At 70.8% G+C, this 16,608-nt stretch carries 13 protein-coding genes; 11 read left to right on the top strand and 2 right to left on the bottom strand.

The genetic code is table 11. The features are described 5' to 3' along the window. The first annotated feature begins 8 nt into the window (after positions 1-8). From AB0F58_RS01925 to AB0F58_RS01875, 11 genes are all read left to right on the top strand, one after another. Complete coding sequence (locus AB0F58_RS01925; protein ID WP_357136811.1) at positions 9-989, top strand: NADPH:quinone oxidoreductase family protein; 981 nt, start codon at positions 9-11, stop codon at positions 987-989. A 19-nt stretch (positions 990-1,008) separates the two neighbouring features. Then, on the top strand, positions 1,009-2,259 hold the full coding sequence (locus tag AB0F58_RS01920) for an acyl-CoA dehydrogenase family protein (RefSeq protein ID WP_357136808.1): 1,251 nt from the start codon (positions 1,009-1,011) through the stop codon (positions 2,257-2,259). A 1-nt stretch (position 2,260) separates the two neighbouring features. Beyond that, entirely contained in the window at positions 2,261-3,400 is a 1,140-nt protein-coding gene (locus AB0F58_RS01915) for an acyl-CoA dehydrogenase family protein (RefSeq protein WP_357136528.1), read from the top strand. Positions 3,401-3,406: 6 nt separating this feature from the next. Next, positions 3,407-4,423 carry an acyl-CoA dehydrogenase gene (locus AB0F58_RS01910; protein WP_357136525.1) on the top strand — a complete coding sequence of 339 codons (1,017 nt, stop codon included), beginning with the start codon at positions 3,407-3,409 and terminating at the stop codon, positions 4,421-4,423. A 90-nt stretch (positions 4,424-4,513) separates the two neighbouring features. Then, entirely contained in the window at positions 4,514-5,398 is an 885-nt protein-coding gene (locus tag AB0F58_RS01905) for an enoyl-CoA hydratase (RefSeq protein ID WP_357136522.1), read from the top strand. Then, complete coding sequence (locus AB0F58_RS01900; protein ID WP_357136521.1) at positions 5,395-6,174, top strand: electron transfer flavoprotein subunit beta/FixA family protein; 780 nt, start codon at positions 5,395-5,397, stop codon at positions 6,172-6,174. Before AB0F58_RS01905 ends, AB0F58_RS01900 begins: the two co-directional genes overlap by 4 nt. Before the next feature lie 12 nt (positions 6,175-6,186). After that, positions 6,187-7,146, top strand: a complete 960-nt coding sequence (locus AB0F58_RS01895; protein WP_357136518.1) for an electron transfer flavoprotein subunit alpha/FixB family protein — start codon at positions 6,187-6,189, stop codon at positions 7,144-7,146. Between the two features lie 857 nt (positions 7,147-8,003). Next, positions 8,004-10,739 (top strand): beta-L-arabinofuranosidase domain-containing protein, encoded by a 2,736-nt coding sequence (locus AB0F58_RS01890; RefSeq protein WP_357136514.1) that lies wholly within the window; start codon positions 8,004-8,006, stop codon positions 10,737-10,739. A 228-nt stretch (positions 10,740-10,967) separates the two neighbouring features. Next, a complete protein-coding gene (locus tag AB0F58_RS01885) occupies positions 10,968-11,471 on the top strand; it encodes a hypothetical protein (protein ID WP_357136511.1) in 504 nt (167 codons plus the stop codon). Between the two features lie 298 nt (positions 11,472-11,769). After that, a complete protein-coding gene (locus tag AB0F58_RS01880; RefSeq protein WP_357136509.1) occupies positions 11,770-13,206 on the top strand; it encodes a hypothetical protein in 1,437 nt (478 codons plus the stop codon). Beyond that, entirely contained in the window at positions 13,203-14,411 is a 1,209-nt protein-coding gene (locus AB0F58_RS01875; RefSeq protein ID WP_357136506.1) for a hypothetical protein, read from the top strand. Before AB0F58_RS01880 ends, AB0F58_RS01875 begins: the two co-directional genes overlap by 4 nt. Here AB0F58_RS01875 and AB0F58_RS01870 read toward each other — a convergent pair. Both AB0F58_RS01870 and AB0F58_RS01865 read right to left on the bottom strand, forming a co-directional pair. Continuing rightward, on the bottom strand, positions 14,362-15,252 hold the full coding sequence (locus AB0F58_RS01870; RefSeq protein WP_357136503.1) for a bile acid:sodium symporter family protein: 891 nt from the start codon (positions 15,250-15,252) through the stop codon (positions 14,362-14,364). The two genes, AB0F58_RS01875 and AB0F58_RS01870, sit on opposite strands and share 50 nt — an antisense overlap. 267 nt (positions 15,253-15,519) lie before the next feature. Further along, positions 15,520-16,596: a glycoside hydrolase family 19 protein gene (locus AB0F58_RS01865; protein WP_357136500.1), complete on the bottom strand. Its 1,077-nt coding sequence runs from the start codon at positions 16,594-16,596 to the stop codon at positions 15,520-15,522. Positions 16,597-16,608: the final 12 nt, after the last annotated feature.

Here is a 16,608-nt window from a genome sequence, read left to right as displayed (position 1 = left end):
TGCGTGCGATGGTGGTCCGGGCGCTCGGAGGGCCCGAGGCGCTCACGGTCACGGACGGGCCGCAGCCGCAGCCCGGCCCCGGGCAGGTACTCGTCGACGTCGTCGGTGCCGGGGTGAACTTTCCCGACGGCCTCATCGTCGCCGGCACCTACCAGACCAGGCCGGAGCTGCCGTTCGTGCCCGGCTGCGAGGTCGCCGGCACGGTCGCGGCGCTCGGCGACGGGGTGACCGGCCCGCCCGTCGGCACCCGCGTCATCGGCTTCTGTGGACTCGGCGGCTACGCCACGCAGGTGCTCGTCGACGCCCGCATGGTCCACCCGTTGCCCGAGGGCATCGACCTCGTCGAGGCCAGCACGGTGCCCGTCGTCTACGGCACGTCCTACCACGGGCTCGTCGACCGGGCCGGCCTCGCCGCCGGCGAGACGCTGCTCGTGCTCGGCGCCTCCGGCGGCGTCGGCCTCACCGCCGTGCAGATCGGCAAGGCTCTGGGCGCGACCGTGATCGCGGCCGCCTCGACCGAGGACAAGCGTGCGCTGTGCCGGGCGCACGGGGCCGACCACGCCATCGGCTACGACGACCTGACGGCGACGGTGCGCGGGCTGACCGGCGGCGCCGGCACCGACGTCGTCTACGACCCGGTCGGTGGCGACGCCGCCACCGCGGCGCTGCGTGCCCTCTCGTGGGCCGGGAGGTTCCTCACCGTCGGCTACGCGGCGGGCGAGATCCCGCAGGTCAAGCTCAACCGGCTGCTGCTCACCGAGGGCGCGGTGCTGGGGGTCCTCTGGGGCGCCTGGGCCAAGCGCAACCCGGAGGCGAACGCCGCGAACATGACGACGCTGCTCGAGTGGATCGCCGCCGGCCCGCTGAGGCCGCACGTCAGCGAGGTCTTCCCGCTCGAGGAGGCGGCCCGCGCACTCGGCACGGTGCTCAACCGCGGCGCTCGCGGCAAGATCGCCCTACGCACGCAGGCAAGGAGTGACGGTGGCTGACGCGACCGATCCGACCCGGATGGACCTCGGCCCCGGCCCGCGATCGCGCGAGCTGCTCGCGACGTTGCGCACGTTCATGGCCGAGCACGTCTACCCCGCCGAACGGGTGTACGCCGCCCAGCTCGGTGCCGCGGCCCGCGAGAACGGGGGAGTGTCCCACGTCCTGCCGCCGGTCGTCGAGGAACTGAAGGACACGGCGCGCAAGCTGGGCCTGTGGAACCTCTTCCTGCCCGACCTGTCGGGCCTGACCAACCTCGAGTACGCCTACCTCGCCGAGGAGACCGGACGCTCGCCCTACCTCGCCCCCGAGGCGCTCAACTGTGCCGCGCCGGACACGGGCAACATGGAGCTGCTGCACATGTTCGGCACGCCCGCGCAGAAGCAGCGGTGGCTCACCCCGTTGCTCGAGGGCACGATGCGTTCCGGCTTCTCGATGACCGAGCCGGACGTGGCCTCCTCCGACGCCCGCAACATCTCCACCTCGATCGTGCGCGACGGCGCCGAATACGTGATCAACGGACGCAAGTGGTGGACGACCGGCGCGGCCGACCCGCGCTGCGACATCCTCGTGCTGATGGGCAAGACGGACCCGGAGGCGGTCGTCTACCGGCAGCAGTCGATGGTTCTCGTGCCGGTCGACACCCCCGGGGTGACGATCGTGCGCTCCCTGCCGATCTTCGGCTACCACGACCAGCACGGCCACTGCGAGATCCGGTTCGACGACGTGCGGGTGCCGGTGACGAACCTGCTCGGCGCCGAGGGCGACGGTTTCGCGATCGCCCAGGCCCGCCTCGGTCCGGGCCGTATCCACCACGCGATGCGCTGCCTCGGCATGGCCGAGCGGGGCCTCGAACTCATGGTGCGCCGGACGATGGCCCGTGAGGCGTTCGGCGGCCCGCTCTCCGAGCAGGGCGTGGTGCGCACCTGGATCGCCGAGTCCCGCATGGAGATCGAGCAGGCCCGCCTGCTCGTGCTCAAGGCGGCGTGGCTCATCGACCGGGTCGGGATCCAGGGCGCCGCGACCGAGATCGCCGCGATCAAGGTCGTCGCGCCACGGGTGGCCCGCAACGTGCTGGACCGTTCGATCCAGGCACACGGCGGCGGCGGGGTCACCGACGACTTCCCGATCGCCCGGATGTGGGCCAGCGCCCGGATCCTCGGCATCGCCGACGGCCCGGACGAGGTGCACCTGCGGACGGTGGCGCGCACCCAACTACGCCGCTACCGGGACGCCGCGCCAACGGCCGTCGCCGAGACAGGGCGGGGCTGAGATGGATCTGACCTGGTCGGCGCAGGACGAGCAGTTCCGGTCCGAGGCCCGCGACTGGCTGGCCGCGAACGTGCCGCGGCAGCCGTTGCCCTCCGGGGACACCGCGGAAGGCTTCGCCCGGCACCTGGAGTGGGAGCGGGCGCTGCACGCGGACCGGTGGTCGGTCGTGTCGTGGCCCAGACGGTACGGCGGTCGCGAGGCCTCGATCTGGCAGTGGCTCATCTTCGAGGAGGAGTACTACCGGGCCGGTGCGCCGCAGCGGGTGACGCAGAACGGCATCTACCTGCTGGCCCCGACGATCTTCGAGTTCGGCACCGAGCAGCAGCAGGACGAGCTGCTGCCGCGGATGGCGGCGGCGCAGGACCTGTGGGCCCAGGGCTGGTCGGAGCCGGGCGCGGGCAGCGACCTGGCCGGGATCCGATCCCGGGCGGTGCGGGACGAGCAGGCCGGCGGCTGGCGCCTGAGCGGGCAGAAGACCTGGTCGACCCGGGGCGCGTTCTGCACCCACCTGTTCGGGTTGTTCCGCACCGACCCGCAGTCCGAGCGCCATCGGGGACTGACCTACTTCCTCGTGCCGCTGGACACCCCGGGCGTGACGGTGCGCGGGTTCGACCGGCTCGACGGTGACCAGGGCTTCGCCGACGTGTTCTTCGAGGACGCGTTCGTACCGGACTCGGCGGTTCTCGGCGGTGTCCACCAGGGATGGTCGGTCGCGATGGCGACGACCGGGTCGGAGCGGGGCCTGACGCTGCGCTCGCCGGGGCGCTTCCTCAAGGCGGCCGACGCGCTCGTGGCGCTCGCGGGCGGGCGGGCCGAGGCGGCGACCGATCTGCTCCGCGACCGGGTGGCGCGCTCGTGGATGCAGGCGCACGCCTACCAGCAGTTCACGCTCGCGCAGGTCACCGACATCGTCGAGGGGCGTCCGGCCGGTGCCCGGTCGAGCCTCAACAAGGTCTTCTGGTCCGAGCTGGACATCGCGTTGCACGAGACGGCGCTGGAACTGCTCGGTCCGGACGCGCTCGTCGACGGCCCCTGGACCCGCGGCTACCAGTTCTCGCTGTCGGGCCCGATCTACGCGGGCACCAACGAGATCCAGCGCAACATCATCGCCGAGCGCCTGCTCGGTCTGCCGAGGAGGTGACCGGACGTGCGATTCGCGCCGAGTGACGAGCAGCGTGATCTCGAGGCGGTCGTCCGTGAGGTGCTCACCGACCGGTGCGCGCCGGAGACGGTACGCGCCGGAGCGGGGTCGGCGCAGGTCGTCTCGCTGGCCGAGGGCCTGACCGGCCTCGGCATGGCGGGGCTGCTCGTGTCCGAGGACGACGGAGGGCTGGGCCTGGACGAGAACCATCTCGTGTCGGTCTTCGAGCAGATCGGGTACGCCGCTGCCCCGCTGCCGCTCACGGCGACCCTGGCGGTCGCTCCGGTGGTGCTCGTCGCGGGCGCCCCGGACCTGCTGGCGAGCCTGGTCGAGGGGGCTCTCCAGGTCGGCGCCGACCCTGCGGCGACCGGGCGGGTCGCGTTCGGTTCCGGTGTCGACCTGGTGCTGAGCGGCGGCTTCGGCGGCACCGGGCGGATCGAGGTCCTCGACGTGTCCGAGGCGACGTCCTCGGCGGTGCCGTCGGTCGACGGAGGGCTGGACCTGACCGAGCACGCGGACGCGCGGCTCGTGACGACCGTGGACGACCCGCAGGTGGTGCGGCTGGCCTGGGAGCGGGGAGTGCTGGCGGCCTCGGCCGAACTCGTCGGGCTGGCCCGACGGATGCTCGACCTCACGGTCGAGCACGTGCGCACCAGGAAGCAGTTCGGGGTGCCGATCGGCAGCTTCCAGGCGGTCAAGCACCACCTCGCCACGGCGCTGCTGCAGCTGGAGTTCGCCGCGCCGGCGGTGGCGGCGGCCGGGTTCGAGCTGGCCGCGGACGCTCCGGGCCGGCTGCGCTCGCTGGCGACGGCCAAGGCGTTGGCGTCCGAGGCGGCGCACGTGGTGGGCCGGGCCGCTCTGCAGTGCCACGGCGCGATCGGGTACACGACCGAGTACGACCTCCAGCTGTTCCTCAAGCGGTCGTGGGCTCTGGAGTCGTCGTGGGGCAGTGCCCCCTGGCACCGGGCGGCTCTGCTCGAGGAGCTCGGTATCGGCCTGACCGGTGCGCGCCCCGCGTCCTGACCGTGTGCCCGGTAGTCACTCGGCCCTGCCGCACCGGCGGCCCGTGACCCGCACGACGTACCCCCGATCCGGGGCGAGAAGGAGACCCAGATGAGCGAGACCAACGGCGCGGCCCCGCACCACGCGGAGGTGGAGGTCGTCCGGTACGAGACGCGGGGGCCGGTGGCCGTCGTGACGATGAACCGGCCGGAGTACCGCAACGCGCAGAACTCCGCGATGACCTACGCCCTCGACGACGCGTTCTACCGTGCGGCCGCCGACGACGAGGTGAAGGTCATCGTCCTGGCGGGGGCGGGGAAGCACTTCTCGGCCGGTCACGACATCGGCACGCCGGGTCGTGACGTCGACCAGTCGTTCGACCGGCGGGCCGGCCTGTGGTGGGACCATGTCGGAAAGGCCGGGGTGGACAGCCGGTACGCCCGCGAGTCCGAGGTGTACCTCGGGATGTGCCGCCGCTGGCGTGAGCTGCCGAAGCCGACGATCGCCATGGTGCAGGGGGCGTGTATCGCCGGTGGCCTCATGCTCGCCTGGTCGTGCGATCTCGTCGTCGCCGCGGACGACGCGTTCTTCGCCGACCCGGTCGTGCGGATGGGGATCCCCGGGGTCGAGTACTTCGCCCACCCGTGGGTGCTGGGTCCACGCTTCGCCAAGGAGTTCCTCTTCACCGGCGACCGGATGCCGGCGGCGCGCGCAGCCGAACTCGGCATGGTCAACCGGGTCGTCGCCCGGGACGACCTGGAGGCGGAGGTCATGGGGCTCGCCGCCCGGATCGCACAGATGCCGCGGCTGGGTCTCGCGCTGACCAAGAAGGCGGTCAACCAGGCCGAGGACCTCATGGGCCTGCGGGCGGGGATGGACTCGGTGTTCGGGCTGCACCACGCGGCCCACGCGCACAACGCCGAGGTGGGCAATGATCCCCTCGGCGGCCAGGACGCCCGGAGCATGCGCGACGCCGCGAAGAGGGAGGCGCGATGAACATCGTCGTACTCGTCAAGCAGGTGCCTGATTCGGGCGCGGATCGGAATCTGCGTAGTGACGACAACACCGTCGACCGTGGTTCGGCGAACAATGTGATCAATGAGATGGACGAGTACGCCATCGAGGAGGCGCTGAAGATCAAGGAGGCGCACGGTGGTGAGGTCACGATCCTGACGATGGGTCCGGATCGGGCGACGGAGTCGATCCGTAAGGCGTTGTCCATGGGTCCGGACAAGGCGGTGCATGTGGTGGACGACGCGTTGCACGGTTCGTGCGCGGTGGCCACGTCGAAGGTTCTCGCGGCGGCTCTGGGCACGCTCGGCGCGGATCTGGTTCTGTGTGGGGCGGAGTCGACCGATGGTCGGGTTCAGGTGTTGCCGCACATGCTCGCGGAGCGGTTGGGTGTCGCGGCGCTCACCGGTGCGCGGAAGCTGACCGTGGATGGCGGGTCGTTGACCGTCGAGCGGCAGACGGAGGAGGGTTTCGAGGTGGTGACCGCCTCGACTCCGGCGGTGGTTTCCGTGTGGGACACCATCAACGAGCCGCGGTATCCGTCGTTCAAGGGGATCATGGCGGCGAAGAAGAAGCCGGTGCAGACGTTGTCCCTGGCGGATCTGGGGGTCGCGGCGGCCGAGGTGGGTTTCGACGGGGCGACCAGCACGGTGTTGGAGCACAGTAAGCGTCCGCCGCGCTCCGGTGGGGCGAAGGTCACCGACGAGGGCGAGGGCGGCGTGCAGCTGGTCGAGTTCCTCGCCGCCGAGAAGTTCGTGTGAGGGGTCGGGTAGATGTCTGAGGTTCTCGTCGTCGTCGAAGCCACTCGGGAGTTCGGCGTCAAGAAGGTCACTCTCGAGATGCTGACCCTGGCCCGTGGGTTGGGTACGCCGGCTGCGGTGGTGTTGGGTGGTCCCGGTGCGGCCGAGGCGCTGGGCGGCAAGTTGGGGGAGTACGGCGCGGAGAAGATCTACGCGGCGGAGAGCGAGGAGATCGACGGCTACCTGGTGGCCCCGAAGGCCACCGTCCTGGCGGAGTTGGTGACGCGGGTCCAGCCGGCGGCGGTGTTGCTGGCCTCGGCGCAGGAGGGCAAGGAGATCGCGGCTCGTCTCGCGGTGAAGCTGGACAACGGGATCCTGACCGACGTGGTGGGTCTGGCCGCTGACGGTACTGCCACGCAGGTGGCCTTCGCCGGTTCGACCATCGTGACGTCGAAGGTGACGCGGGGTCTGCCGTTGGTGACTGTCCGGCCGAACTCGGTCAATCCGGTTCCGGCGTCGGCGAGCCCGGTGGTGGAGCAGCTGACGGTGACGGTGGCCGACAGTGACAAGTTGGCGAGGGTGGTCGAGCGGGTCGCCGAGCAGAAGGGTTCCCGGCCGGAGCTGACGGAGGCGTCGGTTGTCGTCTCCGGTGGTCGTGGGGTCGGTAACGCCGACAACTTCACGCTGGTCGAGGAGTTGGCCGACCTGCTCGGCGGCGCGGTCGGGGCGTCCCGGGCCGCCGTCGACTCCGGCTACTACCCGCACCAGTTCCAGGTGGGCCAGACCGGCAAGACGGTCTCCCCGCAGCTGTACGTGGCGCTGGGTATCTCGGGTGCGATTCAGCACCGGGCCGGTATGCAGACCTCGAAGACCATCGTCGCGGTGAACAAGGACGGCGAGGCGCCGATCTTCGAGCTGGCCGATTTCGGCGTGGTCGGCGATCTGTTCACGATCGTCCCGCAGGCCGCCGAGGAGATCCGCGAACGCAGATGACACGGTAGTGTCGATCATGCCCACCTCCACCCGCCCGGCGGTGTGGAGCAGGCGTTGCCTGCCGGTCAGAAGGGGTGTCTGGCGGAGGAGACCCCGCCCGTCGTCGACGGGATTGGCTGCTGTCTGTCCGCTCGACGGTCTGGTCGCCGGGCTCGTCCTCGGCCCGTTCGCCGGCGTGGGGGTCGCGACCGTGCCAGGTCCGGTAGTCGTCCAAGGACGAGGACGTCGCCCTCGGCGAGCGCGAACCGGGGCAGGGCCGCCTGGGCTCTGCCCACCTCTTCGTCGAATCGCGTGAGCGCGGCGGTGACGTGCTCGGCGCGGGGGTCACGGTGGAGCGGGACCGCCCCGTCGGTCAGATACTCGACCCCGTAGCGATCGACGGCGGGCAGCCTGCTCGATGCCCGCAGCGCATGGCCACCGTGATCGTCGCTACGGTCCCGACCCCGGCTGGCGGGCGGGGTCGAACGGTCGGAGTCGGGCGGTTCACCGCCGCCGGGTATCCATCCGGCGGTGGGACGCGAGGCTTGCGGGCCTGTGACGAGGGCGCTATGTTATCGCTAACATCGACCGAATCGTATGAAGTTCGATCTCTGTCCCGCATGGTTCGCCCCGTCGGGTGGGACCTTGGCCCGGAACAGCACCACCACCTGATGTACCTCCGGGTCGGGGCTTCGTCCGTGCGGCTGGCCGTCCCGACGCGCTGGCGCCCCGTGGAGCCCGGAGCGTCGGCCCATCCGTGACCGACGGCCGAACGGTTCCCCCCGGCCCCACCCGCAGGTGACCACCTTCCGCCCTACCCGACAGCGGTGCGGCCCCTGGCCCGACCCGCTCCCGTCCCGTACCTGATGGAGAACCTCATGCCCTTCCCCGGTATGAACCGCCGCCAAGTGCTCCAAGTCGCCGGTGCCGCCACTGTCGCCTCAGCGGTCGGTCCCGTGGTCGGTACCTCCGCGGCTTCTGCCGCAGTCGCCCCGGTCAGGCCCGACATCGGGGTGTCCGCGTATCCGTTCGAGATGGGTCAGGTGCGGCTGACCGCGAGCCGCTGGCTGGACAACCAGAACCGCACCCTCAACTATCTGCGCTTCGTCGACGTGGACCGGATGCTCTACAACTTCCGGGCCAACCACCGACTCTCCACCAACGGAGCCGCGTCGAACGGCGGCTGGGACGCCCCGAACTTCCCCTTCCGCACCCACATGCAGGGGCATCTCCTCACCGCCTGGGCCTACGCCTACGCCGTACTCGGCGACACCACGTGCCGGGACAAAGCCAACTACATGGTCGCTGAGCTGGCCAAGTGTCAGGCGAACAACGGCGCCGCCGGGTTCAACACCGGTTACCTGTCCGGCTTCCCCGAGTCCGACATCAGCGCCATCGAAGCGGGCACGCCCGTCGCCGTGTCGTACTACTGCATCGACAAGACCCTGACCGGGCTGCTCGACGTCTGGCGGTACATCGGCAACACCCAGGCCCGAGACGTCCTGCTGCGTCTCGCCGGCTGGGTCGACTGGCGCACCGGCCGGTTGAGCTACAGCCAGATGCAGACGGTCCTGAGGACCGAGTTCGGCGGCATGAACGCCGTGCTGACCGACCTCTACCAGCAGACCGGCGATGCTCGCTGGCTCACCACCGCGCAACGGTTCGACCACGCCGCGATCTTCGACCCGCTGGCCGCGAACCAGGACCAGCTTAACGGGAAGCACGCGAACACCCAGATCCCGAAGTGGGTGGGTGCCGCACGGGAGTACAAGGCCACCGGCACCACCCGCTACCGCGACATCGCCAGCAACGCCTGGAACATGACCGTCGACACCCACACCTACGTGATCGGCGGCAACAGTCAGGCGGAGCACTTCCGGGCTCCGAACGCCATCGCCGGGTACCTCGCCAACGACACGGCCGAGGCGTGCAACACGTACAACATGCTCAAGCTGACCCGGGAGCTGTGGCTACTGGACCCGAACCGGGTGGCGTACTTCGACTACTACGAGCGGGCTCTGCTCAACCACCTCGTCGGCCAGCAGAACCCGGCCGACAGCCACGGACACGTCACCTACTTCACCCCGCTCACGCCGGGTGGCCGCCGGGGAGTGGGACCGGCCTGGGGCGGCGGTACCTGGAGCACCGACTACAACTCCTTCTGGTGCTGCCAGGGCACCGGGATCGAAACGAACACGAAGCTGATGGACTCCATCTACTTCCACAACGGCACCACACTGACCGTGAACCTGTTCCTGCCGTCGGTGCTCACCTGGTCGCAACGCGGGATCACCGTCACCCAGACCACGAGCTACCCGGTCAGCGACACCACCACCCTCACCGTCACCGGCACCGCCGGCGGCTCCTGGACCATGCGCATCCGGATCCCCGCCTGGACCAGCAACGCGACCATCAGCGTCAACGGTGTCGCGCAGGGCATCGCCACCACGCCGGGCACGTACGCCGCGCTCACCCGCTCCTGGACCTCCGGTGACACCGTCACGGTACGGCTGCCGATGCGGGTCGCGGTGGAGCCCGCCAACGACAACCAGAACGTGGTGGCGCTCGCCTACGGCCCGGTCGTGCTGTCGGGGAACTACGGCAACACGGCCCTCGGTGCTCTCCCCTCGTTGAACACCAGCTCGGTGAGCCGGACCAGCACCAGTTCGCTGGCCTTCACCGCCACCGCCAACGGCGCCTCGGTCAACCTCGGCCCCTTCTACGACGCCCACGGGCACAACTACACGGTGTACTGGAACCGCGGCGGCGGGGGCAGCGGTTCGAACGCCAGCTTCCGCCTGGCCAACGCGGCCAGTGGACTGGTGCTCGGCATCCAGAACATGTCGACCGCCGACGGTGGTCTGGCCCTGCAGTGGGCCGACAGCGGCACCGCCGACCACGAGTGGGAGTTGATCACCGACGGAACCGCCCTCCGGTTCCGCAACGTCAACAGTGGCAAGGTGCTCGGCATCCAGAACGAGTCCACTGCGGACAACGCTCCCGTCCTGCAGTGGAGCGACAACGGCACGGCCGACCACCGGTGGACCATCGTCGATGCCGGGGACGGGTCACACAAGATCCGCAACGTGCACAGCGGGAAGCTGCTGGCCATCCTGAACGGCTCCACCGCACAGGGCGCCCAGGCGGTGCAGGATCCGGACAACGGGACGGTGGACAACCAGTGGCGGTTCCTACCCACCGGCGCCCGCCGGATCCAGAACCTCGGCAGCGGCCTCGTGCTCGGGGTACAGGACATGTCCACCGCCGACGGCGGCCTGGTGATCCAGTGGGGCGACACCGGCACCGCCGACCACCTCTGGACCGCCGTGGTCGACAGCGGTGGCTACCTGCGACTGCGCAACTCGCACAGCGGCAAGGTGCTCGGCGTGGAGAACGCCGGCACGGCCAACGGCGCCCGGGTGCTCCAGTGGGCCGACAACGGCACCAACGACCACCGGTGGCGGCTGCGGTACGGACGTAGCGGCTACTTCCGGATCCAGTGCGCGAACGGTGGCCGGGTCCTCGGCGTCAGCGGCGCGTCCACCACCCAGGGCGCCCAGGTCGTCATCTGGGACGACAACGGCACCGACGACCACCTCTGGCGGTTCATCTAGCAGCCCGCCCGGCCGGCAACCGGCCCTGCCGGCGCCTCGCCGCCGCCGCACCGGATCGCGGTGCGGCGGTGTCGGGGCGCGGGTACGGGCCGTCACCTGTCGGCGGTCGTGGACCTGGTGGGGGAGATGCCCTGGCCTGGTCGGACTGCTCCTCCAGCCCGGCAGCCGCAGCACCGGCACCGTCCCGACTGGACGACGACCGGCACACTGGTGACATGAGCAGCACCAGTGAATCTGGGGGCGACATTGGACCACGCTGACCTTCCGCCCGACGTACTGCCGCTCCGCCAAGCCGCACTTGACCTGGCGAAGAACAGTCCGGAAGGGCGCTCTCTCAGGAGAAAACTCGAAGCCTTCGACCAACTCGACGAGACGGCGAAGCAGAAGGCCGCCCGGGACATCCGTGAGGACATCGCCGACATCGTCGCTCTCGCGGTCACCGAAGAACACCACCGCACCGAGATGCTGGACGCGCTCGTCAACTACCGGAGTGACCCCGGCATCACCGCGTCCGACCCGTCCGAGACGCAGGACCAGCACCCGCTTGTGGCCGGAATCCTGGACATCGCGCAGGACATACTCGAAGAGCTGGGAAAAGAGGCGCTGATCGAGGTACTGCTCCCTGGCGCCCACATCATCATCCCGCCCAACGACTTCATCGACAGCCTCTTCGCTGCCGCGCAGATGCTCAAGATCGCGGAAGACCCCGTCGACCCGCCGGGGTGGCTCTGACCTCTGCGCCGGGTCCGAAGCCCGACCACCGGATCCGAAGCCCGACCATGACCGCGGTCGGACCGCTCACCGGGCTGGCGGTCGTCGTGCTGGCGTGCGTCGCGGTCGTCGTGCGGCGGCCGCTCCCGGGCGGCGATAGTCCGTGGCGTCGGTGTTGATCGTGACGGTATGGTGGCCGGGCCGGCCGCGGGACTTGCGTGCGACTTCCGGAACCCGCCTTGGAAGCGTTGCTTCGCAGTTCGTGCCTTCATTCCCCGGCCGGCCCCCTACCGTCCGTCCTGGAAGTTGGTTCGCCGTCGTGTCGTTGTCGGAGCGGGTCGCCTGCGAGGACGTGCTCATGTTCGTCAACGCGGCGATCGCGTCCACGGCCCAGCGCGAGTTCCACAGTCGCGCGGACGCGCAGCGGATGTCGCTGGGTTTCCTGCACGAGTACGTGCTGGGCAACTACCGGGATCTCTACGCGGCCACGGCGGCCCTGGAGATCAACCATCTCAACGCCGCGCTGGTCGTGACGAACCTGCTGCGCACCGCGTCGACCGCGAGCCCCGAACAGCGGGCGGTGGAGGGGCGGCTGATCGCCGCGCGACTGCGGCTACTGCCGCCCCAACGGGTCTACTCGGTGTTCCGTGACCTACGCCGGCTGGGCATCAACAACCGGCGCACCAGGGCGATCGTGCGCGACTGGGTGACCGGCCGGCCGGATCCGGCGTTCGACGCGGTCAAGTACCGCCGGTCGCTGTCGGTCGCGGCCCGCCACGCCCACCTGCCGTTGCCCGGCGAGGTGGGTACCGCGCTGTTCGACTGGCGTCGCCCCAAGCGGTACCAGACGCCGATCCTGGAGGCGTGGCGGCGTGCCCACTACGACCAGCGCGCGCTGTACGAGCTGCCCTACACGGTCGCCGAGGGGCTCGCCGCCCGGTACGGCATCGACCGGGCACACTTCCTGAAGGGCATCGCGCCGAAGCTCACCGACGGCGAACGGCTGCGGCTACAGTCGGCCGCCACCCGGCACGACGTCGGCGCGGTCGCCCTGGACCTCGCCACCGCGCCACTGACCCGCCTCGCCGTCTACGCGCTGTCGCTGTCCCGGCCGGAGCGGCAACGGCGCCGCGAGGAGTTGACCGGCGCGCTGCGGGCGGCCGCCCGGCGCGCCACGCGTCGACAGGCGGGCACCTGGGGCCGGGTCGTGGCGGTCCTCGACGACAGCTACTCCGCCTCCGGTTCCGGGGTGAAACGCCGCCGGCCCCTCGCCGTCGCCCTCGCCACGCACTACCTGCTGGAGGCGCTCGCCGCCGAGTACACCGGGCTGTGGCTGGCCCACCGCGGCGACCCGCTGCTGGTGCACCCCGTCGGCGCGACCGGGCTCGGTGAGCGCATCCTCGACGGCCTGGAACAGCGACCCGAGCGGCTCGTCATCGTCTCCGACGGCTGGGACAACGCCCCGCCCGGACAGGCCGCCGAGGTGCTGCGGGTGTGGCGTACCCGGCTGGACCCCCACCAGCACACGAGCATCGTGCACCTCAACCCGGTCTACGACGCCGACACCTTCGACGTACGGCGGCTCGGCCCCGGTGTGGCCACCGTCGGCGTGCGTGACGCCGAGGACGTCGCGGCCCTCGTCGAGTTGGCCCGCTTCGCCACCGGCGGCGCCGGCTTCGACGAACTGCGCCGCCACCTCGCCGACCGGGTGGACCGGTTCCTCACCCACGACTCCGGCGGGCAGGACTCACCGTGACCCCCACCGCACCCGTGCACCGGATCGATCTGGCCGGGCTGACCGTCGCCCCCGGCCAGACGTGGGGCGCGGTCCGCCTGGTGCCGCTGCTGCGGAGCGTTCCCATCACGGATCTGCGCCTGCACGCCCGCCTCTACGAACCCGACGAACTGTCGATCGTCCATACAGGGCCGCGCAGCGCGTACGTCTCCTACGTGCCCCACGCGTACGTGGCGAGCTGGACCACCGACGACACCCCTGCCGCTGCCTACGGCACCCAGCTCCGCGACCCCGCCGCGTCCGGCGCCCCCACCGGTATCCGGTTGGCGTTCCGGCGACGGATGGCCCGCCGTGACGGCAGGCAGCGGCTCCGTTTCCTGCCGCTGCACCTGGCGATGGAGGGTTACCTCGCCCTACAGTTCGGCGGGCCGGTCATCGCCTGGCAGGAATGGACCCGCCACGCCGTCACCCGCGGCCTGTCCCCGCGCGTCGAGGCCAGCTACACCGGCACCGCCATTCCCGGCCTCGACGATGCGCTGCGCGTCTTCGAAATCCACCCTGACCAGTGCGGCATGGTGCTCTACGTCGCCGACACCCTCGCTGCGGCATTCGTCGTCAGCCACCCCGACGACTACCGCGCCCTGCACCCGACCCTGCTCCAGGACTTCTACGGTGAGCTGATCTTCCAGTACGCCCACCTGTACCCGGCAGTGCCCGCCTTCACCGCCCGCCTCGACGACACCGCCGTCGCCAGCGTCGCCGATCTGCGCGCACAGCTCGCGCGGGCCCGCGCCGACTGGGCGGCCTTCCACACCGTCATGGCCGGCGGGCTCCTCGCGGCAGAGCGCCGCACGGTCACGCCGGTGTACCGGATGGGGCGCTTCACCCTGTCCCGCTTCCTGCCCGCCCTCGACCTCGGCACCGAGAACCACATCGGCGAGATGATCACCGACGACGCCGGCCGGCTCGCCTACCTCAAGACGTTCCGGCTGTCGGCCGCCCAGAGCCGCCGTGGGCACCTGCTGTCCCACCTCGCCGCGCACGGCTGGGACCTCGACGCCACCGCCACCGCCCTCGGCACCGATCGTCGAGGAATCACGCTACGCCTGGACAACGCCGGTTTCGGCTACCTGCTCCGCCCCGACATCCTGCACGCCTGCCGCGCCCACGCCCGGCTCACGCGGTCCGGCCCCGACCGGGCTCGACCGGGGCGCGTCGCCGGCTGACCCAGTAGCCGAAGACAGCGGCGGTGAAGAACATGACGATGCCGTAGACGGCGGCCGGGATCGCGATCTCGGTACTGTCCAGCAGTGCCGGGCTGATCGCGATGGTGATGGCCAACGTGCTGTTGTGAATGCCGATCTCCATGCCGGCGGCGATCGACTCGCGCCGCCCGACGCCGGCCAGCCTCGGCACGCCGTACCCGATCAGCAGGCTGACCACGTTGAAGGCCAGCACCACCGCGCCGACCGCGAGGAAGTAGTCGGCGAGGTTGGCCCGTTCCTTGAGCACCGCCCCGAGGATCACCGCGACCAGCACGACCACCGAGAGGATCTTCACCGGCCGGCCGAGTCGGTCGGCGGTCCGGGGGAACCGCGACCGTAGGGCCATCCCGACGGCGACCGGCACCAGCACGATCGCGAAGACCTGGAGCACCTTGTCGAACTGGAGCCCGATCGGTGCCGCGTCACCGAGGAAGTGGTCCGCCGAGAGGTTCACCACCACGGGCAGGGTGACCACGGCAAGCACCGAGTTGACCGCGGTGAGCGTGACGTTGACGGCGACGTGGCCGCCGAAGAGGTGGCTGTAGAGGTTGGCCGTGGTCCCGCCGGGCGAGGCCGCGAGCAGCATCATGCCGACGGCCAGCTCGGGCCGGAGCCCGAAGAGCAGGACCAGACCGAAGCAGAGCGCCGGCAGCAGCAGCACCTGGCAGCCGAGGGCGATCAGCACCAGCCTCGGATACTCCGCCACCCGCCGGAAGTCACCGACGGTGAGGCCCAACCCGAGGCCGAGCATGACGATGCCGAGCGCGACCGGCAACCCGACCGTCGTCAACCAGGAGTCCATTCGCGGATTGTGCTGGTCCGCGGGGCCGGGCGACATCGTCCGTATCGCTGGTTCTCGATCCGGCCCGATCGGTGCGCCGCACCCGGGCGGCGACCCGGGGTCCGCGACCTGCGAGCCGGGCGGGCTCCCCGCGTCGGTCAGTCGGCGAGTCGGTTGCCGCGCAGGTGAGGTAGGGGCACGTCCCAGCCGGTCGACGCCGCTGCGTACCGCGCGGCTGGGCCTCGTCGCCCGGGGAAACGAGCGAGGGGCGACGAGGCCCGCGGTGGATCAGCAGTACAGGTTGGCGCCGGCCGGTACGCCGAGCACGCCGACGAACTGCTGGTACTTGGTGACGCGGCTCTGCACCTGACCGGGGTTCCCGCCGTTGCACTCGATCGAGCCGTTGATGCTGCGGATGGTCTCGCCGAACCCGGCGCCGGTGACCATCGCGTTGTGGGCGGTCATGGTGCCGGGCCCGTTCTGGGTCATCCAGTACCAGATGGCGGTCTTCCAGGCCACCGCGGCGTCGTTCTGCACCAGCCAGGGGTTGGTCAGCAGAGGCAGCCCGAGGGCGTTGCCGGCGGCGTTGTAGTTGAAGTTCCAGCTCAGCTGGATCGGCCCGCGCCCGTAGTAGGCGGCCTGCCCGGCGGGGCAGCCGTAGGGTTGGCCGGCGTCGCAGTAGTGCGGGTAGTTCCCGGTGTTCTGCTCCACGATGTGGACGAGTCCGCCGGTCTCGTGGTGCACGTTCGCCAGGAAGGCCGCCGCCTCCTGCCGCTGGACCGTGGCGCTGCCGGTCCTGGTGAACGCCGGGTAGGCGCTGAGGGCGGCGACGAGGCCGGAGTACGTGTAGAAGGAGTTCCGGCTCGGGAACATCTGGTTGAACTGCGCCTCGGTGACCACGAAGCCGCCGGGGTTGGGGGGCGGGGTGGTGGGCGGCTGGCCGCTACAGGTGTACGGCTCCCAGTACCAGGTGCTGATGACGGGGTCGTAGCCGGGATTGTCGTGCTCGGCGATGTAGTACTGGCCGTTGGTGTACCGCACGATGCTGCCGGCGACGTACCAGGTCCCGGCGACCCAGTTCGGGTGGTTGCAGGTCCCGCCCGGTGGCGGCGTGGTGCCGCCGTCGCAGGCGCCGAGGTCCTGCCAGACGCCGGTGGTGCCGGGCGGCGCCTCGTTCTGGGTCCACCACTGCGCCCGATAGTTGCGCCGGTTGTGGGAGACCTGGTCGCCCTGCCAGTAGACGGCCGACGACTGCCACGACGCGGCGCAGGCGGCTGCTGACGCAGGGGTCGACGGGATGATCGCCACGAGCCCACCGGCGACGACCAGCGCCGCGAGCGCGACCAGGGCGCGCAGTCTAGACATGTGGTCACTCCT

Origin of the sequence: Micromonospora sp. NPDC023956, from assembly GCF_040639195.1 — a bacterium.
In the GTDB taxonomy this organism is placed as follows: Bacteria; Actinomycetota; Actinomycetes; order Mycobacteriales; family Micromonosporaceae; genus Micromonospora.
The sequence above is the reverse complement of the archived record's forward strand: the minus strand, read 5'-3'. Positions and strand labels throughout refer to the sequence as shown.